Raw genomic sequence first — 26,898 nt, 5'->3', positions numbered from 1 at the left:
TTTAAATGGTTCATATCTTTCTTTCTATTCATATATTATCCTCTACTAAGAGTTGGCTTTCTATTATAAGTATCGTAGTCATAGGGATGAGTATGATTTCCTTCATTTATCTTAATTCGAATGGACATTCCTTCTCCTACATTGGTATTGATAGAAAACTGGCCATTAAAAGCATGTACCCTCTCTTGCATTCCCCTGATTCCCATTGAATCAGAAACAATAATTCCATCCATTTGGCATCCTACACCATCGTCTAAATAAATAATTTCAAAGCCATCGTCTGTTTCTAACAAATGAATTTCGACAGTGTTGGCATACGAGTGTCTTAATGCATTGTTTAACAACTCTTGAAAAAGCCGATAAATCATCAAGTTTAAACGCTCATCTTCTAAATATAGACGATCAATTGTGTAAACTAAAACAAAATTCGCACGCTTATGAACTTTTTGAATAAGCTTCTCAAGTGCAGCATTTAAGCCTAGTGTATCTAATAATGGCGGCTTCAAATTTTCACAGTAGCCTCTTAAATCATTCAACGATGCAATCATATGATCATGAATCTTAGAAAGGTTCACCTGAATATCCGTTGTCCTCTTCGCATGAATACATACATCCATTTCTCGAGCAATATGTAGCTGCTCTTGTAAAACCGTATCATGAAGCTCTTGAGCTAATTGATATTTTTCTTGTTCAAATCGTAGCCAAAGAAGCTTATTGAGCCATGGTAGCTGACTTTTATCAGCCTCTTTCATATGCTTTAACTGTTCTAATAGACCTTCCACCATTTTCGTATTTTCAATAAAATTATTTACATATAAAAGTAATAATTCAAGCCATAATAACTCCTCATCCTTTAAATAAATCGATTTATTATGGTCTACGACTAGTATTCTTTTATAATTTACATCTTGGTGGATAAAAGCTATATAAAAATGCTCCGTTTTCTTTATATCCCCCATGTGGAGATTCTCAAGTAATATTTCGTCCATTTGATTTTGAGTATAGTCTTTTGATGTACTTGTGGAAGTAACTTGATGTGTTTGCAAATCATAGGTTAATACGTAAACATGTTTAATCTCAAGGTGTAAAGCAATTTCTTGAACAAATTTATCTAGCAAGTCTTCAATCTTCACGACCCTACCTATACTATCAACTGTCGTATACAATCGATGGATATAATCCCCTTTTGTTGAAAAAAGAATTTTTCGCTTATGATAATCTATTTTCTCTTTAATATAGAAAAGTGCTATTAATGATAAGAAGGCAAAAAAGAATAATTCCGCCATTCTTGAAATAGACAAATCAGTAATTACATACAGACCTATTAATAACCAAATCGTAAAAACAAATGAAAAATTAAAGTAATAGCGTAAACGGGTAATAAAGTATTCCATATCAAATATACGTTCAGTGAGCTGTGTACATATAAAGCTGAAAGGTATTATTACTAGAAAGAGGGAACAAATATCTGCAGAGAGTATTTGTTTATGAAAGATAACTTCTGGTAACGCGTATAAAAAAAGAAAAGGTATAAACGGAATGATTATACTGCTCAATAATATTTTTAATTGTGGTACTTTATATTTAAAATACCCCGAAATCATAATCCCTAGAATTATAATAAGTAATAAGAAAAATGCTCCTAAGATTACATTTGAAAGCACAACATGTATGGAGTTATTTCTAATACCATAAATGCTTAAAAATACTACCGAAAGTGGGAGTATATATAGTATCTTTATATTTTTTATAAACAACCATTTTATATTTAAAAAATCAAAATAAAGCCTTAAAAAATGTATTAAAAGTACAGGACATAGCAGCATACTACTACGATTTACAATGATCCCTACATTATTTAATATCCCAGACGCACCTATACTTACATATGCTAATGAAACTGTTAAAATAAATAGAATTAATAGATTTAATAGCGGTGTATTCTTCTGTTTAATATACAAATATACAGAAAGTATTAATGATAGGAAATAATATACAGTAGGTACAACGAATACATAATAAAATTGTTGAGGAATATCAAATGTTTTTATTTGTACATGTACTTCATCACCATTAGGTTTCAAAATTGTTAAATCATTTGCTGAACGAATAATAAAATCATATTGTATGATCTGAATATCATTAATAGAGCTTCCATCTATTTTTAGCACAATATCTCCAGGCGATATTTTTTGCTTCCTTGCCCAATCTTTATAATAGGAATCTGTAACAATCCACTGTCCGTCTTCTTGTTTTATTTTTATACCTAAAAAAGAAGTGCCATAAGTAATAAATAATAAATAGACACCTATTATTAAATAGATACTTATAGCACTACAAAACCAATTATTTTTCAAAAAACTCAGTTCCACAGACCCCACTCTGGGCGTAGCTCTTCATCAAACGAGTCTAAAATTGCCTTCTGCTCAAGCTCAGTAACACCAACTAGAGAAGCTTTTTTTTCTTTTAACAAAGATACCATCGACGGATTTTGCTCTAAAAATTGAATCATTTTAATCATAAAATCTCCTCATTTCATCAGTTTTTTTATACCTTTTACACACAGTTACATCATTTAAAGTATTGAGTATATTCAAACTTCTCTCACTAATTCTTTTCCAAGGAATTAATAACCAATAATGTAACCTCAACTTTATTGTACCATTATTTTACATACATTCAACAATATTTTCTATAAATTGCTAAAAAATAATAGATTACGCAGTATTTTCACATAATGTACTAATTTTCACAATACTTCGTTATATTTTTATTATAAATTTCTACCATTACAAAAATAAAAAGCTTATTCCTCCTCCTCTTTTAAAGTTGGAATAAGCCAATGTTTTATAAATTATTTTTAGTAAAGGAAACTACTTTTAAGGATATCCCTAAACAGTTCATTCGGAAGAATCATAAACTCCTAACATTAAATTTCCAAATCCCTCTCCCCATCTAACTCTTTGATTCATATATTACGATGCCTTAAATTTCCTTATAAAATCCTGATAATTATCATTTAAAGTCTCATTAACAAAGGTTTTTCAACGGTAACCATTTGTTGAAAGAACAAAATAACAATGAAAAGGATGATTATATGAAGCAAAAGCTTTCACCCATATCTGCCAAAGAGCGGATTGAAACACTCGATGTATTAAGGGGGTTCGCATTATTAGGAATCATATTAGCCAATATTGTTTGGTTCCTTTACCCCGCCTACATGCAGGAAGATTTAAGTTTTAAAAATGAATGGACTTCTTTTTGGAATGGCGCCGATTATACAGTTAAAACTATACTTACTATGTTTGTCGATGGAAAATTTGTCATGCTCTTTTCCATGCTGTTCGGTTTTGGCATGGTCATCATGCAGGAAAGGGCTGCCGCAAAGCAATTAAACTTTTGGGGAATTTATTCTAGACGACTTATTGCGTTATTTATTTTCGGTTGTATCCACGCCTATTTCATTTGGTTTGGAGATATTTTAACAGACTATGCAATTTTAGGATTATTACTCCTTCTCATGCATAAGTTAAAACCAAAAGCTATGTTAATTATTAGTTTAACTTTATATAGCTTACTTTTGGGGTCATTTACGTTTGGGGCAATATCTTCTGATTCTACTACGCCAATGTCAATGTCCATGTCAGAGGAAAGTCGTCAGCTCATGCAAGTTACGATCGAGGCCCACCAAAATGGAGATATTCAAGAATTATTAGATGCTAATCTTATGGAAAGAACTTTTTATACAATGCGTAATGGGCTATATGTTCTTTTTTTAGGCAATCCTATATTTTTTTTATTTTCAAATCTTCCATTCTTACTAATGTTCTTATTTGGAGCAGCTGTTGCGAAGAAAAAATGGCTTCATCGTTTTGAAGAATATCGAAAAGGATTTTTCATTACGTGGTTACTAACATTGATTTTTGGTGGAACATTGGGCTGGATATTACCTTCCCTTTCAGAAAACTTTTCTACTGTTCAATATATTAGCTCGCCACTCCTAACAATCTTTTATGCCATTAGCTTAATCTTTATTTATCACACGGTGAAAGGGAAGAAAATTTTACAGTGGTTAGCGTTCCCAGGAAGAATGGCATTCACAAACTATATCGGGCAATCTATTATATGTACATTTTTATTTGGACCATTTGCATTCGGCGTATACGGAAAACTCCACTTAACTACAGCTATCATCATTGCCATTGTCATTTTTGTTTTCCAAGTGATTTTTAGTAAGCTTTGGTTATCCAAATTCCGCTTCGGGCCATTAGAATATGTTTGGAGGTCATTCACTTATTTAGGTATTAAAAAGGAATCTAAAAATGCATAGCTTAGGTGAGGATTGACTGCAATTCGGTGAATTCCTCGATAAAACGAACTAAGAGGCTGCCTCTTAACTATCTAAAAAACAGCCAGAAATCGGCTTGACCGTTGACTGGCTGTTTTTATGATTCCAAAGAAAAAGTATTTGAATTTAAAAATTTCCGACCGAGCTATAGCATTCTCGTTGGTAATTGCGTAAAGTACCTTAAATTATTATAACTTCTTTAATATCGGCTCATTTGTTGTAAGCAATTCTACTCCAGTATCAACTCTATTAAATAACAGGTAATGTTTTATGTTGTCTGTTGGAATTGTTCCAGAAATTTGAAGTGTAAAGTTATTAAAATAACTTGAGTCTGTTAGCACAAACATTCTATTATTTTTAAGGATATCTACTGGCATATTAGAGACTCTATCAATGAAACCATTTTCAATAGAATATCTTATATCCAATACATCGTTAAATTGTAATTTAAATTTGTTATTTACACGATTAGAGAAATAAATCAATAAGGGAATTTCCTCACAATACCTATCCTCTACAAATTATTTTACACCATTTACTATATTTATTTGAGTGTTCTTCTTGTATTGAAACCTCTGAAAAATTTGTTCTTGCATATCACATGAAAGCTTTTGCAAATTTATCAACATTGTATTCATACGCTTACTCTATTTTCTTTGTCATTCAATCTAAATATTTTTAATAAACAATTCTAGAAAATACTCTTCTTCAAATATCACAATCCATTTTTTAAAATCCCTATTCAGTATCATAATATCTAGAGATTGGCTTTCTTTTAAATAATGTTGCAAAAACATTTCAATACTTTCAAAGAAAACTGCTAAACCTCCATTACCACCAATAATGAACTCAGTATTATAATTCAAATAAGGTAGTATCTTTTCTTTTATCCAATCGATCATATTACATCTATTAGAATCAATCGGAATTCTATCATCACATTTACTATCAATCTTTCTTATAGCATCGATTACATCCGTTTCATTTTTCGTTAGTTCCCCTTTTGAAACCATTCTAAATGATTTAATTCCAGGGAAATTTTCGTATTTCTTTTTGAATTTGAAGAGCTCTATTTTGTCCTTAAAATCCACTTACTCACCCCTTGCTTACATTTGATTTAACGTATAATACGTTGCAAATCAGGTACTTTTTCATTTTGAATTACGAATTGCAATATCTTATCCTCATCAAATTTGTATCCAGGTTTATCCTTTGGAATTTCAGCAAGAGGTGTTTGAAGCAACGGATGCTCTATATTAGGCGTGTCTAGTCCCTCTTTTTCTCTTATTAATTGAATACAATAATAATCGTAAGGAATACAGTCAAACGATAAAATTTCACTTAATTTATGAGGCGTGTCGCTTAGACTATAAATGTGGAAATCACATAGTTCATAAAGATGCTCTCCAAAATTATTTGTATCGTTCCAACTGTGCATTAATCTTTGGTAGACATGATCATCTGTAAAATATTAAACAATTCAGGCATTTCCCCAGTTTGCCAATAATGATATAAGCATGTCATGAAAACATGGTGAGTCTTATTCTCATAATAAAAATCTCGATCTTTTGTAAACATATTCGTTGCATATTTGTATGTTAGCTCTGCAATATCTTCATAGCCCCATAATAAAGAAAGTCCGATGAGCCCTCCTATTTCCCTGTCCGATACATTTCTTTCACTTGGATTGCTTTTGATCATTTGATTCAACCAAAGAAGTTGTAGCTCTATTAAAATCCATGCTGACGGTTCTCCATTTAGTATTCTATTTTTTGCGTTCATTTCTAGGTGAACACCAATTAATAAGCCTAAGCTATCAGCTAAGTGATTTCGTTCATTTTTTTGAATTAAGTCCTTTACTTCCTTCATTCGTTCATTCGTTCATCTAGTATTTCTTTTACCTCTTCATCTGAAATTACTCTTTTTTTGTACTCCTTCATTGCTCGATCAAAATACTTCCAATATTTATTAGTACGCATTCTTCCACTCCTTTTGATGTCATTTTGCAATGAGAAAATTACTTTATAATCTACAATAGCATATCAAAATCTATTTTTTTGCCTTCTTAAAGTACCTTTATGAATTTCATCCAAGATATCTATAAAATAATTAATTTTTCACAAAAAAACATATGTAAAGAAAGGATTTTGGTATCTTCTTTACATATGTTTTGAAATTTTATATTGATTTACCTAATTAACTACTTAGTTTTATAGTCATTTCCTCTGGTTTGTTAATATTTATCACATAGATTAAATCAGCGGTTGAATGTGCTTTCAATAAGTTATCTTCTAATTCCAATTTATAAAATGGATTGGAAGCCGTTGAAAAGAATGCCCATATCAAATTATTGTTCATGTCAACATTAGCAATAAACCCTTCATTGCCCATACCACCTTCACCACAAATAAATATTCTATCATTATGTTGAATTTGTGGATGTTTCTCAATCTCACACCAGATGTCCTCATTAAAAGACATGATACTTTCTAAAGAGGTTTCGCATAGGGGATTTATAAAGTAATTTGTAGTATTACCGTCCATTACTTCATAAGAATCCATAATAATAACTTTACCTGATATATAAATTATGCCATCTATTCCCGGAAGCTGATTGTTTTTCCAATTAGTTTGTATAATTTCGTTTATTTTCATTTTAATCTCCTTAGTTACTATTACGATCCTTTTATACATACAATATCAGATTATTTTGCTGTCCCTTTCGGTGGCATTATGATTTTTGGAAGACCTGATCTGTTAAAAGGTCTTGAAAGTAGTTTCTTATGTAGATTACTGCAGTAAGTTCCACCGTTATGTTTGGGTTATAGGTACTTCTGTTATTCCTGCTCTTTGAGACTCAAATGATTTCTATTATCCTATGTTGAACATCATCAAGAAGTACAGCGCTCTCGATAAACACTCTTATACCAAGAGCTCAGTAAAATTGTTACTGAATAACAACCCTCTCTATAATAGAATTCCTTTATAAATCAGTATCAAAAACACCTATATAAGTAAGTTTATTATACAGTTTAGTTTCATCTGATATTACTAACTCTGGATCCATATAATAGAACATTGAATTTATACTTTCAAAACCTTTTTCTTTACTGGTATCCTGTATTTCAATACCTATTTCTGATGAAACTGATAACTCCCCCAAAAACTCTTTTATATTTCTCAACTCTTCTGTTCTAAAAACACCTATTAAATCCTCGTCATACCACCTTTCACCAATATCTTTACAAAATTGACATACATTATATTCAGAGTCATCGATATCTATATCCGGATCGCTATAATCCAGTTCAAAGTATTTTTCAAAAACATTTGATTCATCATGGTTAATACCAACCCATATATGAACTTTAGACATGTACATTTTATTACAACCCACTTTCAATAATTAAATATCTCGTATAAAAAAAAGGAAATCATATTCCTCTTTCTGTATATTTAAAAACTTTTTCAAACTTCTATTAATTATAGAGAGTCCTATATGTAATATAGAATTTAAATAAAAATCAAGCATTTCTTCAGTATCTAAAATTGTTACTTGAACACCAAATCCGTTATCTATTAAAATTACATCATGACCTTTTTCCAAGTATGGCGTTACTCTTTCTTTAATCCATGCTATCTGATGTTCTTTATCACATCTATTATCTATTCGCTCATTTGGTATACTATATGTTTTATATACGTACTCTGTTTCCCTGTCTTCATTTTCAGTATATTCATTAGATAATAATATTTTTTCGAATTTAATGCCGGGGAATTTTTCATATTTATTTTTTGTTAAATGTCTTTGTAGCTTTTCCCTTAAATCCATAGTTTTTCACTACCTTTTACATATGATCTCTAAATGATGATCTCCACCTTCTGGATCATTTATCGGTCTTTTGCTTTTAAAGTTCTTTCTACGTCGCTTAAATAAATCATCCCTGTTATTATTTATACTTAAAGTTTTAAATAACGGAAATCAAAATCAATACCTTCGCCATCCAGCAGATTTGCTTTATACTCTATTTCTTCCTTAGAACTATCAAAAGTAACTTCTGTGTACAATTTCTGGATTTCAATTATCTCATTTAATAAATAGTCATTGAAATCTTTATATACTTTAGCCCCATTAATGGGATCATGAGAAAACAAATAAACCTCTCCAGTGTCTCTTTTAAAACAAATAGGATCATTGCTAGGGCTTTCAGAAAAAACAATATATTTATCTGTTTCTTCCTGTTGAAAGTGTAATGATACAAATTCCCAAATAGAATTTGTCAATACTTCCCACTCATCAATTTTCTTAAGGTTGTACATGAAATCAGAACTTTCAATACCACCAAAATTTATGAAATAGTCTTTCGTTTGTGAGGGAATTATCCAGTCTAGATATTGCTCTGTCTTTTGAAAAATTTTTTCACATTCTAATGAAATCACTTCTACATCATAATCCTCAAGAAAGGATGTTAGGTTTTCAATCCAATCGTCTTCCCCTATCTGTCTAATTGGTACCATCATAAGCATCCCCATACGATTCGAAATTTTCAGCCAACCAAAACCAATTTTCACCTTTACTAGAGTATAAATGCTCTAACAGTTCCGTAAAGCTTTTAGCAATAATCTGACTATCCCCTGGTGTTGCATGGGTTTCCAAAAAACTATCATAGCAATAACCGAAATGAGACTTGCTCATGTCAATACTAATGTATTGGTTTATTTGTTCAGATTCAGCAATAAGATACCAGTCATTACTAATATCATCTTCTAGTTCCTCCCAAATAACATCATCCTCTGGGTAAAGCCTTTTACTAGTTGGAATAAACTCATTTGAAGAAACTATTTTTATTCCATAAGGCTTATCTAAAAACATTTGTAGGGAGTCATAATTACTAAAAAAATAATGCAAATCTTTTGGAAGAGCTAAATCACTTGTGAAATCTGTGATCCTTTTCACAAGTCTACAATTACTATCCTGTTCAATTTTTTTAATAATCTCTATTATCTTCATACTTGCTCCTTTAATCTCAAATTTACTTGTATTTATCATATATGTATTTATTGAATTCTTTGTAAAACTTATCTCGTGCTTCCCCTAGGTACTTAGCTGCATCAAACGTTACATCTAACAACTCTTGTGCTTGCTTTGCTATTATTTTATCCCAATCCCCCTACTTTTCCAATTGTTTCCTCGAATCACTTCTGAATACGTCATAACAATAGTTAAACTTTATCCAAAAGGTAAATAAATTTAGTTTAAAAAAAGAGTAGCAATAAATCCAGATACTGCGGATTTATGCTACTCCTTAAATGTTTTTTGCAAGTGAGAAATTCTTAATTATCATAGAGATATACAGATAAATGTTATCACATATCATCCAGCGAGTACTACGATGTCTGTTTTATTATCACTAAGTTTCTACTTCCATTCAGAATTATTTTATTTTAAATCAACAAATTCCGGACTACGTACATTTCCTTCTTTAACTAACAGAACGCCTTGAATTTTCTCTTTTCTGCAAGCATCCACGAAAACTTCATCTACAACTATCTCTTCTTTTGATTCTTTCATTCTTACGACATGATATCCATTAAGGGATTCTTGAATAAAAGCAATAATATTTAAACTAATTGGCCCATCAGGTATGGATTTAATTAGTGGTTCATAGTCTGATCTATTATGATCTAAACAAGGAATCAGATTTAAAACATTCATTACAAAGTAAGAATTGTTTATTTCTCCCGTTTCTGTAGATTTTATTATTGCAGGAATGAACTCGCAATCTGAACCTAATCCTTCTATTAGTGTTTTTAGCTTTAAACTTACTAGTTTACCACCGACTGTTGGTAAAATATCATACTGTTCCATATAAGAATCGAACCTATCTACCACGTATAAAAGTTTTTCACTCTGAGAATAAGGTGTTCCTTTATCTAAATCAAATCTATTATATTTATTCTCATTAGAATAAAAGAAATATACATCTCTTTTGTAAGAAGCTAACAATCTGAAATAACTCATCTCATACTCATCCTTCACAATGTAGTCTGGTTTTGCCAGTTCTAAGATTTTTCTTTCCCTATTTATTATATCTTTCATAGCATAGTGGTATTGCTTAGAAATCCATTTGCTCAACTCGCAGACATTCGTTGTATGTTTTATAGCGATTCAAATATGAGCAACAAACACCATGATATTAAATATTTATTGTTAACGATTCAGCAAAATTTTGTAATTTTTTTATAAGATAATTGATTTCATCAACTCCCATAATCATACACTCGTCGGCTTCCATAATCATTATGTCTTTAATAATGCCTTCAATTTCATTTGGTAAGTGTCGATTATATTCTAAATAAACAATATAAGCAGATTTGGCAATCTCAATAGGATCGTTTGTACTTTCCCAAACAGATACTAGTTCAATTAATGATTTTTTTATCGACATATTTTTTGTAACCCTATTTTCCTTTCTTAATTTTTGTGCAACCTTACCTTCTTTGATATCTTTCAATATTTCCTGTCTTCTATTCTTTCTTTCTACCTGTTATACCCCAGGTTGAGAACTATTCGAGTCATATGTCGTAGATAAATTCCATTATCTCACTGTTGAAATCAATATCGTATTGTTTCAAAATTTCTATTGGCCTTGGAGCAGCAGGATGATCCATAGCAATGTGAAAACAGCTCAATTTATAGCAAAAAAGAGCAGAAAAACCACCTATCACCTAAGGTTCTATTACTCTTTTGATATGCTTACTGCACTAAAATATAAACGTTTAAATAAATATGTACAAAAATGCTTTTTTAACCAAGTACATTTTTGATTTCCTTTGTATTATAACTTTACAGGAAGTGGCGAGCATCATAGCCTTGACCGGTTAGCCAGCTCTTGATATAGCTGGGTTCTAGGCTATTGAGTAGAGGTCCGTGTCAAGTTGTAATTATTCACGCATTTGTATAGAAAAGTAGTTAATCAGCGAAAGTGTACATACTTATACTAGCAAAAATGTACATTGTTATTTTTACGTTTGCACTAAAAATCGGTTTCGAATAATCCGATATAATGCAGGCCGTTATAAAGCTTTTTAACATCTGTAATTTCGATTTCCGAATCGAAATAATAAAACATTGTGTTTACTTTGTCTAATCCTTTTTGAATACAGATGTTTTTTATTTCAACCATCGACTCATCCTCTACTGATAGTTCTTCAATAAATTCATCCACGTCTGTTAATTTATCTTGCCAGTAGACACCAATCCAATCCTCGTCATACACTTTTTCATTAATATCCTTACAAAATTCACATATCTTATATTTTGGATCATCGATATCCATGTTTGGATCACTATAATCGATTTCAAAGTATTCATTAAAGGTATCGTTATCTACGTTGCTAATTCCTATCCAAACATGAACCTTACTCATTATCCCCATTATTATTTACAACTCACTTTTATATGATTTTTATGATATTCTGCAATTATTTTTCTAACTTCCCTTTTGGAGTTCTTGAAAGCCTGAGACAATTGTCTATGAAAATTACTACTTGCTTTACTAGATTTTCCAGGTAGCCTTATTAAATTTACATGTGCTCGTTTAGGTTTCTACATCTTTTGTAATTAGCTACTCTTTTTATTCTATGTTAAATTTTCCCTCAACCGTTTTTATAAAATCTATTACATCTTTTTCCGTAAAAGAAAATGGACTAAAAATATTTTTTGTTAACAACTCTTTTTCTTCATAACTCAACTTCTCCCATGCCCCATTTTGAGCATTTTCTACTGCTCTTTCTTTAAAAAAATTATGATTTTCAATCTTCCGCCATTCACTCCATGTATCTTTACCTTTTTCTTCGATTTCGTATTCTGTTAACATATCTACAATATTGTTGCAGATTTTTGCAATAATGGGACTACCCGCAACATCGAAATTATCTGGACTCTTATGAAATTTTGCCTCAAGTAAAGCTTTATGTAAGTTTAAAATTTCATAATATCCCTGAACCTCTAGTTTTATTTCATTCATAGAAATGATTTCCTTCCTTTATAAAATTCAGTTTTTAAGCTCCTTACATGTGATTTAGTTTCCAATACCATATATAGATTAACCAGCATTATTTTCTCTTTCAGTAATATCTTTATGCAGTTTGTTAGGGATTCTTTCCATGTTCACTTGGATTATATTCTACTGGATTTTGGATTTTTTGATCTTCCACCTTAACTTTTCGACATCCATTTGATTTAGTTTCAATTGTTTTGTGTATATGAATATATCTTCGTTAACATACTCAAATCGAAATGTGGTAGTTGGTATAATATTTTTATTTTCATGATAGAAACCATTTCTAATAATTGTATCAATTGTCTCATTGCTATTATAAGAATATTTATCCACCAAAAATGTTTCTTCGTTCAATTCTTCGTCTCCATCCAAGTCAACGTCCTTTAAATAGAATATTACTTTTTCAATCGCAGTCTCTTTAAAAACTACACAATATACTTGTTCTAAAACTATTTCATCATTATCGTTATTTAGATACCTAAGATACAATTTCATTCCATCTTCTTTTATTACAAAAACGCTGCTCCATCCCTTATTTTCACTATCATATGAATAGTACAGTTCACCATCTTTTAACTTATTTACTATAACCCCCTCGTTAGATTTGGGCTCAGCTTTATAGATTTTCGGTTCCTTTAATTGATTCAGTACATTTTGGTATGGGAAAAATTCCAAAAACGAATCACTCCAAATAACTGTTTCATTTACTATGTCTTTTATTTGGTAAAGCATATCTTCGTATGAGTCGAAATATTTTTCAAAAATTTTACGCAGCAAATCGTATTCTTTTTTTATCACCTTGTACACTTCCCTAATTTTTTGTCGTTTTTGTTTCCCAACTTTAATTCCATCTGGATTTTCCGTAGACCGTCATGCTGATAAGTCTTTCGTCAAATACAAAAAACATATGTAAAGAAAGTGCTTATACGTCTTCTTTACATATGTTTTTGAATCTTAATAAAATACATTATTATCAAGAAAATAATATAGAATTAGTTGTAGATCGCACTATTCGAGTAAATCCTTTGGTGCTATCCCACGATTGTTTGCCTTTTTAGGATCTGCTCCATTCTCTAATAGATATCTTATTGTTGATGTTTCATTACTATTTTCCATGATCGCTCTCCATAAGGGTGTATTGCCTAAATTATCTACTGCATCAATTTCAGCACCACGAATTATAAGAACCTTAACAATATTATATCTGTCATAAATAGCTGCAAAATGCAGTGCGGTTAAGCCCGATGCATCTTTAATATTAACATTACATCCAATATTCACAAGATAATTAACAATATCATCCTTTCCTTCAACGATTGCGGTCATCAGAAACGTACGACCGTCCCTATCCACACTATCTAAACCATATTTTTGTAAAAACGCATTAATTTTCTCGTAATTTGATTCATTTAGTAACACATACAACTGTGTATCATCGAATTTATTCATGAATCATTCTTTTACTAAATCTTTCGCTTTCCTTTATATTTTTTAAAATTCTCCCCTTTTTAAATTTATTTATCTCATGAAAGTAAGGAAGATGAGCATAATATTCATCAGAAGCATATTTCCAATAAGAAATCTCTGATAACTTTGTAGTAATCATACTGTCTATATTCTGTTCTACTTCACTCCTCTTATCTAATAATTCTTTTCGAATTTCAAGTACTGTTGAGTTCATTCTACTCCTCCATTTAAAAACACATATCATTGAACCTTTTATAAGAGGTAACATATAAATCACTTAACTACGGCATAAGACTACTTACCCACTCTTTAAGATTTACAGTCCACTCTTTACTCTTAACTTTTTTAAAGTAAAGTATCTTGCCATTCCGACTTTCTTCACAATAGAAAATATCATTCAGATTAGTACTTCTTCTCCCAAAATCACCATGAATAGGGAATATTAAAGTAATAACTTCTTTATTTATACCTCTCGTTATTTTCCAATAAACTGTAAAATCATTTGTTACATAATACAATTGATCAGAATATGCATTTGAAACCGACCAGCCACTTTGAATTAGCTGATTCTCTAACATTTCTAAATGTTTAATTGACATAGTTCTCCTTCTTAAAATTGATCCCGGAAATTTTTCTCAAAGTATTTCCATCCTTAGTTAAATGTCTTCAAATTTTTCTGCATTAAAGGAGAACCTCATCCGCAAATCCCCTTGGCGGGTGTTCTAGCAATTGGTTTTTCCATTTACAATAAGTCTTCATCAACTTGATTTCCTCGTACATTATTCAAATATAGTTTCGTTTTCTATCCTCTATTTTATAAAAATAACTTATTTCACTAGAATATTTATCAACCTATGAATATTGCCAATATCCTACTATTGGATTCTTTATTGAATCCTCCGTCACAATTGCATACAAATACACAGCACCAAACCCAAATGGAAGGCTTGTGCCTGAATGGAATAATCCATTGGGATAACCGTCCTCATCAATTTGACACAAGAAACTATACCCATCTTTTTCTAATTCTGAGTAATAATATTCTTCTTCTTGGATGTGAAAGGGATTCCCACCAAACTTAATAAAAAAAGGTGTTTCAAAGGCTTGTTCCTCATTTACAAAAATACCTTCTGAAATATAGTGTTTAACAATTCCAAATTCGGTATAAGTGGAATCCAAACTTTCTTTTGAAACCGGATGTTCAAACACGTACAATGAGCAGTTTGGATAAATATTTTTTGAAACACGATTTTCGTATTCTTTTGGTATAAAGACCGAAACCATGTTATTTTTATCTAGTGGACTTACAAAACAAAGATAGAAGTGATAATCAAATCCAATTTCACTAAAAAATTCACTTTTATCGTCAAAATATGCTGGGGCATTTCCACCAATCCATCCATTACCAACATTCTGATTTTTGTCTAACTGAAATATAATACTTTCTTTTCGTTCAACTACTATGTTATTTTTATTCTCCATATTATTATCCAAATAACTTATCGGATTTTCCCCCCCTTTGCTCTTTCTACAGATTAATCCATGTCTTCAGGCGACTTCATTCCATTACCAAAGTATTCGTACTTCCACACATCGCCATTCGGTTCTGTTTTCTGAATCAAGTGGCCCTATCATAGCTGAAAATCCTAGTCTAAGAAGAGGATGAAGAGTAAATATTACATCTCTTCCAGCTCATATTGCAAACTTAGGTTTACAATGACTTTACAAACTTCCTCTATTAACTCACTTTCTTGAACTCTTCTGTTACCATTAGTGCAGATGTATATTTCATCCTTGCAATTTTCTATAGTACACCATCGATCCCAATTAAAATCGTCATATGGAAATACAATTACTTTTTGATCCATAATTACATCTTTATACATTTCATTAGACTTTAGGACAGAGAATATCTCCTCGATTACCAAATCTATTTTTTCTTTATCTTCAAGAACTATACTGTACTCAATACCCATATTATCAACCCCCTTCTTCATGATTTCTTCATCTACGTCAGCCAAGTTGACTGCTTATTCGATGGTCTACCGGTATAATATATTCTTTACATATGTTTTTGGAAGTCTTGTATTTAGATTCCATCAAAATATTAAGTTCATCCAACAATCCAGCTAATTATTATCCCTTTTGCCTTTTTCAAATTATCATTATTTAATGTACAAACTATTACTAATTCATTCAGAGTACCTTTGGCATCAACAGTACTATTTCTCCAAGAGGTAAATACGTCCCCTTCAATTGGATTTTCTTGAATAACCCTTATTATTCTCCCATCTTTTTTAGATCTCGCTGAGAATATTGGGTTTCCATCCATCACTTTTTTCCCATTACTGAAAGTGGTTTTATAAAATGGGCTTAACCAATCGCTCTTATTAATATTTTCTGTATCTAGCCACTTAAAAAAGTTATCCATCCAATATTTTTCTAAAGCTTCATATACCTTTTCATCATTTAAATAATTATCAAAACCGTGGATATTTTCTTCTTTATCCAGGACAAACACCTCCAATGCCTTTCACCTATACAACTAACCTTTCATGCACCATTCCCTTTACTAGAAAAACTTTTTTAGACTTCAGATACAGTTAGCGGATGATTTTGAGGCCATGCAATAGACTCCTCAAATTTTACAACTTGCTCTTGAATCCTATTCCGCAAAAAACATGTAAGGAAGGAGCTCTTAATTTTATTAGCGTTGGCTCTCTGAACATCACTCAAATTCTTTAGGAAGGCTATTTGCTTAATTTTTTACTGGACTAATTAGAATCACATTCTTTGAATTGTGAACCTCTAAACAATTGTATTTTTGATTTAAAATTTCAATTGTTTTTCCATACTTCATAAGTGTGATATCTTGGATCACTAAAAAAGGTAAACCATTCAGTTTTTCTCTAATATCTTTTATAGAAAGTTTCAAATTAAAGCATTTTCTTATGTCCATAATAAATTTATTTGCATCATTTGGTACTCTGACAACATACACTTTTACCTCATCTATCAAATCAAGTTCGACTGAAGGAACATCTTCTTCATCTATAACAGGATTATTTTCAAGCCAAGTAAAAAAATCAATATCTAAAGAATATAAAGGCGACGACAATGCACCCAAATCTTGATAGAATACGTTTAGTTGGTCGCTATTCTTTTTTAAAAACACTCCTTGACCTCCACCATCATCCCCTATCAAAATATAATCTGGTGCGTAAACACTTACTTCATACAACCCGTTCCTTTCCACTGCAATGTTAAAACCATAAATATTTATTCCGTTTTCAAATGTAACTTCCTCAAAAAAATTCCAAAACTCAATTAGTCTCGTAGGTATGTTCGTTTGTAAACTGGTATTGATCTCATTTGCATCAAAGTTTCTTTCTGTTCTAGTGATTAAAGGTGTCGACTTAAAATTTAAAATCATTGATTTCCTCCAATTAAATATGACCTAGTTTATTTGCTATACCTTTAAGGAATCTTTTCCCCATTTCGCTGTTTGTTTCTGAGTTCTTCATTAGCAGAAGGAAAAAACAGACAGGATAAAGCGATAACCTCTGTTTAAATTGTCTGTTTTCTTTACCTAAGGCCCTTTTTTATCTCTTCTGGAATTAATCATCTTCACATTTTTCAAGATTATTTATGAAGGTAACAAAGCTATTTGATAAAAAATTGATGCTTCTTTCTGTAACTTCCCCCAAGTCCATCCATATAAGAACAACACTTCCGTTATCTAGATCAATACAAAATAAATTTCCACCCCAATCATTTGCAAACGGGAGATATTTTTTTGGGAGTGCATCTCTATTTATGAAATCTAGGTACCTTTCTTCTAGTAGCCTTGAGCTATTTGTATATTTTATTGGAGAAAACTCGGCAATTTCCGTTTCAATGTCAATATCATGGGCATAATAACAAGGTTTAACTGGAATCCCGCCATTAAATTGTAAATAATGGTCTTTAAGCTGTTGTGGTAAATTAAATCCTAATGTAATTTCAACATCGTTTAAGTCGTTTATTGTTAGTTGAGTAGAACAATCTATAAACATTCTCTTCGCTCCTTAGTTACTACTTACATGTCATTTTTCTAGATTCATTGTTTCTCCATCCAGATTCATATGAAGCTTCATACGTACCAAAAAATCCAAAATGATGTTCGAACTGTTTAACCGACCCTTGATGTTTCAAAGTGGCCTTAATTGCATGGTTACCTCGCCTGTTTTAGGATTAAAATTTGCTACTTGGTGCCTTATCCTATAGCACTAATATCCGCTTCTTTAAATGCTGCAGTAAAATCTGAGCTCCTATCAAAAGCCTTGATATAAAGGTATTTATTGATCAAAAAATGGGTATTACCCCATTTTACTACAACTCCAGGTACTACTCACCTGATGATGAGGATAAACACTACATACACGAAAAAACAATTCCATTTTTAACGCAAAAAAATATGTAAAGAAAAGGCTTAAGGCTCCTCTTTACATATTTTTTGGAAAGTAATAATCGTATTTATCTTAATATGATATTGCGAAATCAGTTGAATAGAGTTCTATTTCCTCATCTATATACTGCCCTTGATATCTAAAGTTAAAAACTAAAAGGCAATAAACTCTACTTCCAGTAAGTAAGTTGCTCTATCAATACCAAACAATCCCTATTTACATGATAGCAAGACGTTGATTTCTCTGAATCAATCTAGCCTAACTTCGCTCATACGTTCTTTCAATCTCATGAAAACCGATTTCCTTGATGATCTACCTTTTCGTATCATGTTCAAACTAATGCGCTTCGCCTTTTTCATTGATCACAGCGATTAACTACTCTTATGTATCATTAGAGAAAAACATACGGTAAGCCCGTAATCAAATAACGCATATAAATAACCAGGCATCTCCGGTACGATAAATGTATCAATTAGAGGAGGTGCTTCTTTATGTCAACTACCAAACTAACAATTGTCCCTGTGACACTAGATCCGATCACTGACAACTCTTTATATAGTAACTAATTCAGCTTTCTTTTTCTTAAGTGGTGCAAGCTCTGGTAGACGTACCCAACTTAAACCAAGCGTTCCTTCACCTGCATGAACCGCTACACAAGCACTTAGTGGTAATACGGAGAAGTTTATGAGCGGATATTCGTTCTCTAAAGCTTTTTTCCAAGCGGTTGCGCCTTCTTCATCATTACAGTGAATAATTGCAACTTCAGGGATAATACTTTTTTCTAGATCTGTATTTAAAACATTTTGTACATATGTTTTAGCTCTAGTCGTAGCGCGTACTTTTTCTTTCATAACGGGCTTCCCATCTTCAAATGATATGACAACTTTAATATTCAACAAGTTACTTAAAAATGCTTGAGTCCCTGAAACTCGACCACTTTTATGTAATTGTGATAAGTTAGCCGGAATAAATGAAAGCTCACTGTTATCTGCCATCTCATTGATTCTTTCAACAATATAGCCAGGTTCAAAACCTTCACGCTCTAACTGCTGACCGAGTTTAATCATTTTCATCATCGGAAATGACCCGATTTTTGAATCCACTGGATATACTTCAAATTCAGCTTGACCAGCTGCTGTGAAAGTGCTTTGATAAGTGCCCGAAAGATGTTGAGAGGTATGAATTGCAATTGCACATGTATACCCTTGTTCTTTTAATGATTTATATAAGTCTACAACTTCACCAATAGCAGGTTGTGATGTCTTTGGATTTTTTTTAGCATTTCGTAGCTTTTCGTAAAACTGATCATGTGTCATATCAACAGTTTCGCGTAAAGCCCCTTCTTCGAACACTATATTAAGTGGTAATACGTGAATTTGATTGTCCTGTATGAACTTTTCATCTAACAATGCTGCTGTATCTGTAACCCATGCAATTTTCTTTCCCATTTAAAAGTAATCCCCTTCATCTATCGTAGAATATTATTCATTTTATCTTATGCAACTATACACAGATAAGATCATCATGAGTAGTGATATTTATAATACTGTATTTATTTTTTACAATCTTCGACATTATTTCGACAATAATTGCGATAAAAATAGCATTTTATAAGCATACGGTAAGCTATCTAATATTTCATTCGCTAATTGTTGGGCGCATATACGACGTTATTGGCTGAAAGCCGATAGCAAAAATGGGAAAATCGGCTTGGATTACTGTGATCAACTGTATCGCTTAGAACGGCAATATAAGCATCTCTCACCAGGAAAGCGTCGTAAAGCACAGCAAAAGCAATCAAAACCGATTGTCGAAAAGTTTCAGGAATGGGTAGATAAATCGCCATTCTTCGGAAAAAACACCTTAGATAAAGTTTCCAAAAATACATTAAATCGTGTACATAGGTTAAAAGTTTCTCTGTTCGATGGTCGGATTGGAATTGATAATAATCCAGTTGAAAATCCGATTCGTCCTAATGTGATTGGCCGAAAGAACTGGCGTTTTTCTGTGAGTGAAGCTGGTGCTAAAGCGAATGCACTGCTTGAGTCTGGCTGAAACAGCAAAAGCGAATGGTATCGATTTCTATCAATATTTAGTTAAACTAAGGATGGAGCTGCCGAATTTACCGATCCATCAGCAACCCCAAATTTTAAATAAATACATGCCTTGGTCGAAAAATATCCAAGCCACATGTGCAAAATAGCCATCTATTCGAAAAAAATTTCAGATAGATGGACATTCGTTGTGCGGTCCGGAAAGATGCGCATATTTTTTGTATTTCGGGCTCACAACATACGAGATAATACATTTCTATTTCTAAAAAAACACATGTAAAGAAGGACTTAAATACTTTTCTTTACATGCTTTTAAGTTTCATCTTGAAACAAGTAGCCCTGCTTTTTAATTTTTTTATAAGGTGTAACTATAGCTAAACAGTTTAATTTAAATTTTCTGTTATTTCCGAGTAACTGGAATCATTTTTTTATAGACTCCCCTCAAAAATACATCATTAATAGCGGATAATAGTTTCTCTTTGGTGATTTTATCTACTAGTACAACATTTTCCTCATAAAAGAAGCTATACATTTTTAATTCATCATCTACATCTTGCTTAAACCTTGTAGAATCATAAAAGTTGATCTGGAATTCATTTTCATTATTTATTTTTAAAATAGTACCATATAAATAACCTTTTGATTGCATTTCAAATTGAACTAATTCGTCATCTAAATCATAATCGAAAAATACTTGAAAACCATTTAGTTTAATTTCCATTTTATTATCACCTTGTACATTCTGTTTTTACTTTAGACAACTCCTGCTTATATTGCTCCGGTGTTACTATATAGGAATAACATTCAAAATGCTTCTAAATAGAAACCTCAGTTACAGCGAGAAACTACTGTGAATTCTCGTAACCTTTCTTAAAAGGAATTATATTTGTATTAATTTCTTTGAGTTTGCTCTCTCTGTAGTTTCTTAGTGTTGAAGCATTGGCATAACTATAATTGTCTTGAGAGGCTTCTGATTTGCCATCATCCTCCCAAAAACATACTGGGCAAACATCATACTCACCTCTAGATTCTAATGTTAAGTACCCACAGCAGTGACATTTGTATAATTCCTTTTCTTTGCCTATAACAGTATAATTTTCTTTGAAACAGTCTTTAATAAATTTTTCTAAAAATTCATTTGAAACACCAGCAAATATTTTTTCGCAATAGAAGTTAATTAAAAAATTTTGTACTTCATCAGAGTATAAATCACTGTATTCAATTGAATTTCCGTTATCATCTAAGTAATCAGCACAAAGTCTATCTTTTATTTCGTTTTCAGATAAACTTGATATTTTATTAATAGAATAACATTTAAGCGCAAAGTTCCTACTTAACTTGTGCATTTAATTTTAACCTCCGATAAGGATAATCCTGTTTTTTCAGTGCTTTAGAATTTTTCTATCTTTAACATGCCTTACAAGTATCCACGATTACCTTACGATGAATTTTCTGAACCAATCCTGTCAGATTTGGTTCGTATTCGGCAGGGCTATAATACAAATCAATTTAGCTCGTTGACAGAATACGTCGATGCTATTAATTCAATATAGCTATCATATCCCTTAACAATATAATGTTTCAAATTCAACCTATTTCTGGGGTCGTACTTCTTTATATTTTCCTGTAAATGTTTAGAATCTATCACTTCATAAAATCCTGAATCTGGCTGATGAAGTATCTCTTCATCATTCTCCAAGTGATTTCCACTTGATGATTCCTTAGAAATACAAAAACCATTATAATTGGATTCATCGAAATTTAGCGTTACACATTTAACTTCGGCTACAATTGAAAAAATAATTTCTATGTTAACACATTTTTCTTTATCTATGCTCTTTAATGGTATAGCACCAACTTCAATTCTCACGCCACCCGATTCTGTATATACCAACTCTAAATCAGTAGTAGATATTTTGAATATAAAATTTAATGACTTTAAAGTTAACATTCTTAAAACCTCCCGTTTTTTCACCTAGACAACTTGTTACATTCTTAACAAGACCAGAACCATCTTTATTCTTTGCAATCGATTCACCCGACCTTACATAATCAAGATACTTGTTCAAAAGCGCTCAAACAAACGCTTACCTTAATATATAATTTAACAATTATTTCTGTAATCGTTCCGAGATAAGGAGGAATAAACCCAGTTAATCAAAACACGAAAAAACACATGTCCATGGAATAATACCCTTTACATGTGTTTTAAAATTTCCTACAAAGCTACACATTTCTATGTTGTAGATTTCTGTGCTCTTGTTAAATAATTGTAGTGGTTTATAAAATTATACGCTTTTATCCATTTTTTCATCAGCTATTCTAAGTCCATCTGGCAAAATAAGATTGTATTCTTGAGCCACAACTTCAATAACCTCATCGTAACATTCAAGAAAATAATGCTTAAACCCCTTTTCAACTAATGTCTTTTGCTGATTCAAAAAGTCGGAATCAATCACTTCACAAAAACATGTATCCAATAAATTTTCGTTAAAGTAATCAAGACCACAAAGTCCAAACTTGACTACATTTTTAAAAATGAAAGAAATATCAATGCATCGTTCTTCTGTAGAAATATTTGATGCCAACGCAGTTGATAAATTTAACGAAAGTTCAACTTCTCTTGGAAATCGATCCATAATGAGCTTTTTTAAAATCAACGCATCTCTAGCATCTATTACACCAACAGTTGTTTCTATTAATCTGGTTCTCATTATGCCCTCCATTTCTTTACCTAAAGCAACATCCTACCGGCTGTTCCGTAGATACCCATACGTTTTTAATATTCTTTATTTATTACAATTCAAAAACACTAAATTTAATTTTATTATAAATCAGTTCCTCATTTATTATTTTTTCAATCTCTCTCCAGTCCCCGCCTGCTAACCCTGAACCAATTTTAGGCATCTGTATAGATAATCTATGTATTAATGAAAATCTTGCAACTTCTTTTAAACATAAACGAAGTGCATCGTAATCAATATAAGTTGTACTATCTTTATAATTTTTTCTCACACCTTTTTGCGCAAGCATATTTGCAATAAAAATTGTTTTCTGTTGATCTACACATACAAACTGAACTTCTCCTAACCTAAATGTTTCTTTGTCATTAGACCATTTTAGATATTCTTTTTTTGCAAGCGGGAATTGCTTTGATAGAGATAGAACAAAGCCTTTTCCCCATAATCCTAATAGGTTAACAACATGAATGATTAGTGTATTTTGTTCTAAAGGAAGAGAAGCATCACCTTTTAAGTAACTTATTTGTGATTTGTTAACATGATCTAAAATTCCCTCTTTCCACTTACCTTCAAATTCTAATCTAGTAATAGGTATACTATCACTTAAGTCTAAACTATCGATATGTCCATCGTACAATAAAAATCCAATATTTTCGTTCCAATCGTTCAACGATGAAGAAATATACATATCGTTATTGATTATATTGATCTGCCTAGTTGCAACTCCATTCTCAAATTCTGTAAATAATTGTCCGTTACCTTTTGCAAAATCAATATTATCGCATTTGTAGTATAATAAGCTTTCAATCTTTTCCTCCACTAATGTCCACCTCTTTCAGAATATCTAAATTCAATAATAAAATCCCTAATCTAGGTTCACGAACATTTAAAGCTGCAACATCAAAAAAGATACGCTATTTTAGTTTTCAAACATCAACATAAATATTTGCAGCTAATTTAAACACCCAGGGTAAATGTTCGAATCTTCTTAGGATCGAACAGAAAAATTCCTACAACGCCTCACCCGAAACAAAACTTCTTTCGCTATAATTTCAGTCTACGTTTCCCTATTCCAGGTCGGCAATATCTTAAATAGTTTATAATCAATTGCTGATTCCTTTAATACAGGGGGGCATTACTTTTACTACAACATCCTAATAAAATAAATCTTTCTGAAGTAACTTTAATTGCTCAATTCTCTCTGCTATAAAATCTTTATAACTTTCTTGTGTAAAACACTCAGGCCACGTATTACAGAATTCTTCACGTGAAATCGTACCTATTATTATTCTAATAATTTCCACGCAATAATATACAAAGGTTTTATTATAATAATCATCATCTGAATAGTCCTCTATAACTTTCCTAACCAACTGTTGCATTTTTATAAATGATTCTTCATTTCACTCTGCATTCATTCTAATGTAATATGCTAACTCCTCATCAGAATCATCATATTCAAGAAACTGCTTTAAACTATCTTTCATAAAATTCAACCCGTACAGGTAATAGCACTGTTAGGTATTCCTCCTTCCACTAAAGCCTCTTTTGCTCCTTTTGCCATTTTATTTGCTCGATGAACGGGATCATCTTTATGTACCCTATAATCCATATGGCTCTTTTTTAAAACCATACGTAATAACTACAAATGTAAATGCTAGCACCAACCATGAAGACTACAAACATCTTGCGATTAATGTGGTTTTTAAATATCATAAAAATGGTTAGGGGAGTCTTTGTATATAATGTGTACTTCATCAATTGGACAGTCAATGTATCCCCACTTATTCCAATTTAATTTCAGCCACTTAATATCTATTGCATATCCCTCATTATCTTTTGGAATTGACTCTTGAGGTAAATGTACAAAAGTTAAGCCAGCTTTATATCCAGATGCAACTAATAATGAGTACTGTTTTTGTTGCTCAACAACCATAAAATCTACATAATCTTCATAGGGATATTTCCCCTTACATCTTAGTATTGCTCCGCGTTCTATATTTTCTTTTAAGTCAATCAATTTTATATTCTTCATATTAACCACACCTTAAATTATGTTTTCCAGAAGTATCAGCAGGCAAGTAAACTCATGTAAGGTAGGCTTTTAACAGCTTCATACATATGTTTTTGGATAATTATTAACTGGCTATTTCATTAGTGGATAAAGTTATCCGAAATTTAATTTAACTGCTTGGGAGTAATTCATAAATTACCATTCAGCAAAATTCTCCTCAACGAAATTTCCAAAAGATTTCGATAATACTTCTTTATCTCCTGAGTCGTGGTAGTATATTACGACTTCACCATTAGCATTTATTGCTATTGGATTACCTGAACCATCATCAGAAAAAATTAAGCTTTTGTTAATTTCAGGAGAAAACTCATCTCCTTCAAATGATTCTCTGCACCAATTCGTCAAATTAATAATAGTTTCATTACCTATGGATGAACCATTAGAAAAGGCATGAATTGCTATTCCTGCATAACTGCCTCCAAATCGCTTAATAAATTCTTTATAATCATCATCTAGCTTTATTTGAAGTTCTTCCTCTGCTTTCGCAATCTCTTTAAGCGTGGCAGGTATTCCTTTTAATTCAGGATGATTTTCAAGAAAACATTCTATTCTTTTCATCAGTTCTTCTCTCATTTTTCTTTAACTCCTTTTTTATTTAGCCCCGTCATCCAGCTATGTAAACACACCATTTTTATATTTTACAATCATTTGATTATAGAATTTTCCTTGTTCTAGCTTGTCCTGATTTCCAATTAATTACTGCACCAAACTTGACAGGTATTACATGGGTTATATGTGTTATTGATTGAATGATAGATTCATTCGGCACTAGGGTGTCCCACCAAAATATTATTTAATTTTATTTTTTATTATATTGATATAGCCCTGATACGTTCCCTTCTGTTCATCGAACATCCAAACATCCGCTAAATCTATTAAGTTGTTCTCTTCAACATTTACAATCATTCTATCTAATTTACTCTTATGTGCTGAGAGCATTTTCGAACTAATGGATGACAATTTTTCCATCAATTCCATTGAATCAATATCAGCATAGAAAGGTGTGTTCTGTTCATCAATCCTTTCAATAATTTCAAACGTTGCTAAATCAATAAAAACATCTTGTCTAATACAACGAATCAAATCAAAGTTTGATAACTCACACAGACGTTTCCCAGTAATTTCTAAGTACCATACAGGAAGTGACATATCCGAATATTGAGTTGCATTTTGTACTACACCTTCATATTCTTCATTAGTCAAAAACCCTTTTAATGTCATTTTTCTATTAATCATATACATTACTCCAATCACTATTTAGGTGGATACACTCCAACATGGGGGCAAACATATCTTCAATTTTTTTCATCGAAGCGTTTACCTCATTCAACTTAGATGTCGAAATTCATTATCTAAATTAGGATTTTTAACCATCCCTTCCCAACTTCGATTCAAAATCAACAAAACCTTAATATGCGTCAGAAACTTCTTGAGCATGATCATAATAGCCTCCGGTTTTGGAATAGGGTCACCAACTAAGTCCCTCTGTGCTCCTTTTAAATCCATTTAGGTTATATGTGTGTATGTTCTTTCCCGTTGATTCAAAGTAGCCCTCTGACTAGGTGATTTTAATTTTTGCAACATCTAATAAATCATCAACGCTTGGGAATAACCTGCAACGATCACCCGTACCCAATGTTGTAATTTTAAAATCCCTTAATAAAAAATAATCAACTTAAACCATATTTAAACTACTTCTC

Annotated in this window: 34 protein-coding genes and 1 pseudogene; 2 read left to right on the top strand and 33 right to left on the bottom strand. The window is 31.5% G+C overall.

Going from position 1 to position 26,898, the window contains the following annotated elements; all coding sequences use genetic code 11:
- Positions 1-35: 35 nt before the first annotated feature.
- Both ABH966_RS15355 and comX read right to left on the bottom strand, forming a co-directional pair.
- Complete coding sequence (locus ABH966_RS15355) at positions 36-2,357, bottom strand: ATP-binding protein (RefSeq protein ID WP_370079812.1); 2,322 nt, start codon at positions 2,355-2,357, stop codon at positions 36-38.
- 5 nt (positions 2,358-2,362) lie between these two features.
- Complete coding sequence (gene comX / locus ABH966_RS15350) at positions 2,363-2,521, bottom strand: competence pheromone ComX (RefSeq protein ID WP_370079811.1); 159 nt, start codon at positions 2,519-2,521, stop codon at positions 2,363-2,365.
- Between the two features lie 576 nt (positions 2,522-3,097).
- Between comX and ABH966_RS15345 the strand changes: the two genes are divergently transcribed.
- On the top strand, positions 3,098-4,330 hold the full coding sequence (locus tag ABH966_RS15345) for a DUF418 domain-containing protein (protein ID WP_370079810.1): 1,233 nt from the start codon (positions 3,098-3,100) through the stop codon (positions 4,328-4,330).
- Between the two features lie 206 nt (positions 4,331-4,536).
- Here the strand turns inward: ABH966_RS15345 and ABH966_RS15340 are convergent, their stop codons facing one another.
- The 23 genes from ABH966_RS15340 to ABH966_RS15230 form a co-directional block, all read right to left on the bottom strand.
- Positions 4,537-4,725: a hypothetical protein gene (locus ABH966_RS15340; protein ID WP_370079808.1), complete on the bottom strand. Its 189-nt coding sequence runs from the start codon at positions 4,723-4,725 to the stop codon at positions 4,537-4,539.
- A 291-nt stretch (positions 4,726-5,016) separates the two neighbouring features.
- Entirely contained in the window at positions 5,017-5,439 is a 423-nt protein-coding gene (locus ABH966_RS15335; protein WP_370079806.1) for a hypothetical protein, read from the bottom strand.
- Positions 5,440-5,465: 26 nt separating this feature from the next.
- Positions 5,466-5,786, bottom strand: a complete 321-nt coding sequence (locus tag ABH966_RS15330; RefSeq protein WP_370079804.1) for a hypothetical protein — start codon at positions 5,784-5,786, stop codon at positions 5,466-5,468.
- Complete coding sequence (locus ABH966_RS15325) at positions 5,786-6,217, bottom strand: hypothetical protein (protein ID WP_370079802.1); 432 nt, start codon at positions 6,215-6,217, stop codon at positions 5,786-5,788. The genes ABH966_RS15330 and ABH966_RS15325 overlap by 1 nt, the downstream gene beginning before the upstream one ends.
- A gap of 327 nt (positions 6,218-6,544) precedes the next feature.
- Positions 6,545-7,003, bottom strand: a complete 459-nt coding sequence (locus ABH966_RS15320; RefSeq protein ID WP_370079800.1) for a hypothetical protein — start codon at positions 7,001-7,003, stop codon at positions 6,545-6,547.
- Between the two features lie 328 nt (positions 7,004-7,331).
- Positions 7,332-7,730, bottom strand: a complete 399-nt coding sequence (locus tag ABH966_RS15315; protein ID WP_370079799.1) for an immunity 22 family protein — start codon at positions 7,728-7,730, stop codon at positions 7,332-7,334.
- Between the two features lie 24 nt (positions 7,731-7,754).
- Entirely contained in the window at positions 7,755-8,180 is a 426-nt protein-coding gene (locus ABH966_RS15310; protein WP_370079797.1) for a hypothetical protein, read from the bottom strand.
- 128 nt (positions 8,181-8,308) lie between these two features.
- Positions 8,309-8,869 (bottom strand): SMI1/KNR4 family protein, encoded by a 561-nt coding sequence (locus ABH966_RS15305; RefSeq protein WP_370079795.1) that lies wholly within the window; start codon positions 8,867-8,869, stop codon positions 8,309-8,311.
- Complete coding sequence (locus tag ABH966_RS15300; RefSeq protein ID WP_370079793.1) at positions 8,853-9,359, bottom strand: SMI1/KNR4 family protein; 507 nt, start codon at positions 9,357-9,359, stop codon at positions 8,853-8,855. Before ABH966_RS15300 ends, ABH966_RS15305 begins: the two co-directional genes overlap by 17 nt.
- 429 nt (positions 9,360-9,788) lie before the next feature.
- Positions 9,789-10,484 carry an imm11 family protein gene (locus tag ABH966_RS15295; protein WP_370079791.1) on the bottom strand — a complete coding sequence of 232 codons (696 nt, stop codon included), beginning with the start codon at positions 10,482-10,484 and terminating at the stop codon, positions 9,789-9,791.
- A gap of 61 nt (positions 10,485-10,545) precedes the next feature.
- Entirely contained in the window at positions 10,546-10,863 is a 318-nt protein-coding gene (locus ABH966_RS15290; protein ID WP_370079789.1) for a hypothetical protein, read from the bottom strand.
- Between the two features lie 522 nt (positions 10,864-11,385).
- On the bottom strand, positions 11,386-11,778 hold the full coding sequence (locus ABH966_RS15285; protein WP_370079788.1) for an immunity 22 family protein: 393 nt from the start codon (positions 11,776-11,778) through the stop codon (positions 11,386-11,388).
- 207 nt (positions 11,779-11,985) lie between these two features.
- On the bottom strand, positions 11,986-12,378 hold the full coding sequence (locus tag ABH966_RS15280) for a hypothetical protein (protein WP_370079786.1): 393 nt from the start codon (positions 12,376-12,378) through the stop codon (positions 11,986-11,988).
- A 159-nt stretch (positions 12,379-12,537) separates the two neighbouring features.
- Complete coding sequence (locus ABH966_RS15275) at positions 12,538-13,212, bottom strand: hypothetical protein (protein ID WP_370079784.1); 675 nt, start codon at positions 13,210-13,212, stop codon at positions 12,538-12,540.
- A 210-nt stretch (positions 13,213-13,422) separates the two neighbouring features.
- Positions 13,423-13,863 (bottom strand): ankyrin repeat domain-containing protein, encoded by a 441-nt coding sequence (locus tag ABH966_RS15270; RefSeq protein WP_370079782.1) that lies wholly within the window; start codon positions 13,861-13,863, stop codon positions 13,423-13,425.
- Entirely contained in the window at positions 13,856-14,095 is a 240-nt protein-coding gene (locus tag ABH966_RS15265; RefSeq protein ID WP_370079780.1) for a hypothetical protein, read from the bottom strand. The genes ABH966_RS15270 and ABH966_RS15265 overlap by 8 nt, the downstream gene beginning before the upstream one ends.
- Before the next feature lie 67 nt (positions 14,096-14,162).
- Positions 14,163-14,480, bottom strand: coding sequence for a hypothetical protein (locus ABH966_RS15260; protein WP_370079778.1), 318 nt, complete (start codon positions 14,478-14,480; stop codon positions 14,163-14,165).
- Positions 14,481-14,733: 253 nt separating this feature from the next.
- Complete coding sequence (locus ABH966_RS15255; protein ID WP_370079776.1) at positions 14,734-15,363, bottom strand: hypothetical protein; 630 nt, start codon at positions 15,361-15,363, stop codon at positions 14,734-14,736.
- Positions 15,364-15,557: 194 nt separating this feature from the next.
- Positions 15,558-15,902, bottom strand: coding sequence for a hypothetical protein (locus tag ABH966_RS15250; RefSeq protein ID WP_370079774.1), 345 nt, complete (start codon positions 15,900-15,902; stop codon positions 15,558-15,560).
- A 92-nt stretch (positions 15,903-15,994) separates the two neighbouring features.
- On the bottom strand, positions 15,995-16,408 hold the full coding sequence (locus ABH966_RS15245) for a hypothetical protein (RefSeq protein WP_370079772.1): 414 nt from the start codon (positions 16,406-16,408) through the stop codon (positions 15,995-15,997).
- 231 nt (positions 16,409-16,639) lie between these two features.
- Positions 16,640-17,314 (bottom strand): hypothetical protein, encoded by a 675-nt coding sequence (locus tag ABH966_RS15240; protein ID WP_370079770.1) that lies wholly within the window; start codon positions 17,312-17,314, stop codon positions 16,640-16,642.
- Positions 17,315-17,498: 184 nt separating this feature from the next.
- The gene (locus ABH966_RS15235; protein WP_370079768.1) at positions 17,499-17,936 is read right to left on the bottom strand and encodes an SMI1/KNR4 family protein; all 438 of its coding nucleotides are present in this window, start codon (positions 17,934-17,936) and stop codon (positions 17,499-17,501) included.
- A 944-nt stretch (positions 17,937-18,880) separates the two neighbouring features.
- Positions 18,881-19,777, bottom strand: coding sequence for a DegV family protein (locus tag ABH966_RS15230; RefSeq protein WP_323646460.1), 897 nt, complete (start codon positions 19,775-19,777; stop codon positions 18,881-18,883).
- 166 nt (positions 19,778-19,943) lie between these two features.
- Between ABH966_RS15230 and ABH966_RS15225 the strand changes: the two are divergent.
- Positions 19,944-20,532: pseudogene (locus ABH966_RS15225) on the top strand (IS66 family transposase); the annotation flags it as partial.
- A gap of 251 nt (positions 20,533-20,783) precedes the next feature.
- Here the strand turns inward: ABH966_RS15225 and ABH966_RS15220 are convergent.
- The 8 genes from ABH966_RS15220 to ABH966_RS15185 all read right to left on the bottom strand — a co-directional run bounded on the left by ABH966_RS15220 (position 20,784) and on the right by ABH966_RS15185 (position 26,434).
- Positions 20,784-21,104 carry a hypothetical protein gene (locus ABH966_RS15220; protein WP_370079766.1) on the bottom strand — a complete coding sequence of 107 codons (321 nt, stop codon included), beginning with the start codon at positions 21,102-21,104 and terminating at the stop codon, positions 20,784-20,786.
- A 124-nt stretch (positions 21,105-21,228) separates the two neighbouring features.
- On the bottom strand, positions 21,229-21,729 hold the full coding sequence (locus tag ABH966_RS15215; protein WP_370079764.1) for a CPCC family cysteine-rich protein: 501 nt from the start codon (positions 21,727-21,729) through the stop codon (positions 21,229-21,231).
- 158 nt (positions 21,730-21,887) lie between these two features.
- Positions 21,888-22,334, bottom strand: coding sequence for a hypothetical protein (locus ABH966_RS15210; RefSeq protein WP_370079762.1), 447 nt, complete (start codon positions 22,332-22,334; stop codon positions 21,888-21,890).
- Between the two features lie 337 nt (positions 22,335-22,671).
- A complete protein-coding gene (locus ABH966_RS15205) occupies positions 22,672-23,097 on the bottom strand; it encodes a hypothetical protein (protein ID WP_370079761.1) in 426 nt (141 codons plus the stop codon).
- Between the two features lie 82 nt (positions 23,098-23,179).
- On the bottom strand, positions 23,180-23,944 hold the full coding sequence (locus ABH966_RS15200; protein ID WP_370079759.1) for a macro domain-containing protein: 765 nt from the start codon (positions 23,942-23,944) through the stop codon (positions 23,180-23,182).
- An 885-nt stretch (positions 23,945-24,829) separates the two neighbouring features.
- Positions 24,830-25,159 (bottom strand): Imm45 family immunity protein, encoded by a 330-nt coding sequence (gene imm45, locus ABH966_RS15195; protein WP_370079757.1) that lies wholly within the window; start codon positions 25,157-25,159, stop codon positions 24,830-24,832.
- A 174-nt stretch (positions 25,160-25,333) separates the two neighbouring features.
- On the bottom strand, positions 25,334-25,771 hold the full coding sequence (locus tag ABH966_RS15190; protein WP_370079755.1) for an SMI1/KNR4 family protein: 438 nt from the start codon (positions 25,769-25,771) through the stop codon (positions 25,334-25,336).
- A 216-nt stretch (positions 25,772-25,987) separates the two neighbouring features.
- Positions 25,988-26,434 (bottom strand): contact-dependent growth inhibition system immunity protein, encoded by a 447-nt coding sequence (locus tag ABH966_RS15185; RefSeq protein ID WP_370079753.1) that lies wholly within the window; start codon positions 26,432-26,434, stop codon positions 25,988-25,990.
- Positions 26,435-26,898 lie beyond the last annotated feature (464 nt).

Source organism: Lysinibacillus sp. RC46, assembly GCF_041262385.1.
In the GTDB taxonomy this organism is placed as follows: domain Bacteria; phylum Bacillota; class Bacilli; order Bacillales_A; family Planococcaceae; genus Lysinibacillus.
The sequence above is the reverse complement of the archived record's forward strand: the minus strand, read 5'-3'. Positions and strand labels throughout refer to the sequence as shown.

Excerpts from the sequence above, each read along its gene's own strand:
- comX (WP_370079811.1), bottom strand. The coding sequence starts at position 2,521 with ATGATTAAAATGATTCAATTTTTAGAGCAAAATCCGTCGATGGTATCT.
- ABH966_RS15345 (WP_370079810.1), top strand. The coding sequence starts at position 3,098 with ATGAAGCAAAAGCTTTCACCCATATCTGCCAAAGAGCGGATTGAAACA.
- ABH966_RS15340 (WP_370079808.1), bottom strand. The coding sequence starts at position 4,725 with ATGCCAGTAGATATCCTTAAAAATAATAGAATGTTTGTGCTAACAGAC.
- ABH966_RS15330 (WP_370079804.1), bottom strand. The coding sequence starts at position 5,786 with ATGCACAGTTGGAACGATACAAATAATTTTGGAGAGCATCTTTATGAA.
- ABH966_RS15325 (WP_370079802.1), bottom strand. The coding sequence starts at position 6,217 with ATGAAGGAAGTAAAGGACTTAATTCAAAAAAATGAACGAAATCACTTA.
- ABH966_RS15320 (WP_370079800.1), bottom strand. The coding sequence starts at position 7,003 with ATGAAAATAAACGAAATTATACAAACTAATTGGAAAAACAATCAGCTT.
- ABH966_RS15315 (WP_370079799.1), bottom strand. The coding sequence starts at position 7,730 with ATGTACATGTCTAAAGTTCATATATGGGTTGGTATTAACCATGATGAA.
- ABH966_RS15310 (WP_370079797.1), bottom strand. The coding sequence starts at position 8,180 with ATGGATTTAAGGGAAAAGCTACAAAGACATTTAACAAAAAATAAATAT.
- ABH966_RS15305 (WP_370079795.1), bottom strand. The coding sequence starts at position 8,869 with ATGATGGTACCAATTAGACAGATAGGGGAAGACGATTGGATTGAAAAC.
- ABH966_RS15300 (WP_370079793.1), bottom strand. The coding sequence starts at position 9,359 with ATGAAGATAATAGAGATTATTAAAAAAATTGAACAGGATAGTAATTGT.
- ABH966_RS15285 (WP_370079788.1), bottom strand. The coding sequence starts at position 11,778 with ATGAGTAAGGTTCATGTTTGGATAGGAATTAGCAACGTAGATAACGAT.
- ABH966_RS15280 (WP_370079786.1), bottom strand. The coding sequence starts at position 12,378 with ATGAATGAAATAAAACTAGAGGTTCAGGGATATTATGAAATTTTAAAC.
- ABH966_RS15270 (WP_370079782.1), bottom strand. The coding sequence starts at position 13,863 with ATGAATAAATTCGATGATACACAGTTGTATGTGTTACTAAATGAATCA.
- ABH966_RS15265 (WP_370079780.1), bottom strand. The coding sequence starts at position 14,095 with ATGAACTCAACAGTACTTGAAATTCGAAAAGAATTATTAGATAAGAGG.
- ABH966_RS15260 (WP_370079778.1), bottom strand. The coding sequence starts at position 14,480 with ATGTCAATTAAACATTTAGAAATGTTAGAGAATCAGCTAATTCAAAGT.
- ABH966_RS15255 (WP_370079776.1), bottom strand. The coding sequence starts at position 15,363 with ATGGAGAATAAAAATAACATAGTAGTTGAACGAAAAGAAAGTATTATA.
- ABH966_RS15240 (WP_370079770.1), bottom strand. The coding sequence starts at position 17,314 with ATGATTTTAAATTTTAAGTCGACACCTTTAATCACTAGAACAGAAAGA.
- ABH966_RS15235 (WP_370079768.1), bottom strand. The coding sequence starts at position 17,936 with ATGTTTATAGATTGTTCTACTCAACTAACAATAAACGACTTAAACGAT.
- ABH966_RS15230 (WP_323646460.1), bottom strand. The coding sequence starts at position 19,777 with ATGGGAAAGAAAATTGCATGGGTTACAGATACAGCAGCATTGTTAGAT.
- ABH966_RS15220 (WP_370079766.1), bottom strand. The coding sequence starts at position 21,104 with ATGGAAATTAAACTAAATGGTTTTCAAGTATTTTTCGATTATGATTTA.
- ABH966_RS15215 (WP_370079764.1), bottom strand. The coding sequence starts at position 21,729 with ATGCACAAGTTAAGTAGGAACTTTGCGCTTAAATGTTATTCTATTAAT.
- ABH966_RS15210 (WP_370079762.1), bottom strand. The coding sequence starts at position 22,334 with ATGTTAACTTTAAAGTCATTAAATTTTATATTCAAAATATCTACTACT.
- ABH966_RS15205 (WP_370079761.1), bottom strand. The coding sequence starts at position 23,097 with ATGAGAACCAGATTAATAGAAACAACTGTTGGTGTAATAGATGCTAGA.
- imm45 (WP_370079757.1), bottom strand. The coding sequence starts at position 25,159 with ATGAAGAATATAAAATTGATTGACTTAAAAGAAAATATAGAACGCGGA.
- ABH966_RS15190 (WP_370079755.1), bottom strand. The coding sequence starts at position 25,771 with ATGAGAGAAGAACTGATGAAAAGAATAGAATGTTTTCTTGAAAATCAT.
- ABH966_RS15185 (WP_370079753.1), bottom strand. The coding sequence starts at position 26,434 with ATGATTAATAGAAAAATGACATTAAAAGGGTTTTTGACTAATGAAGAA.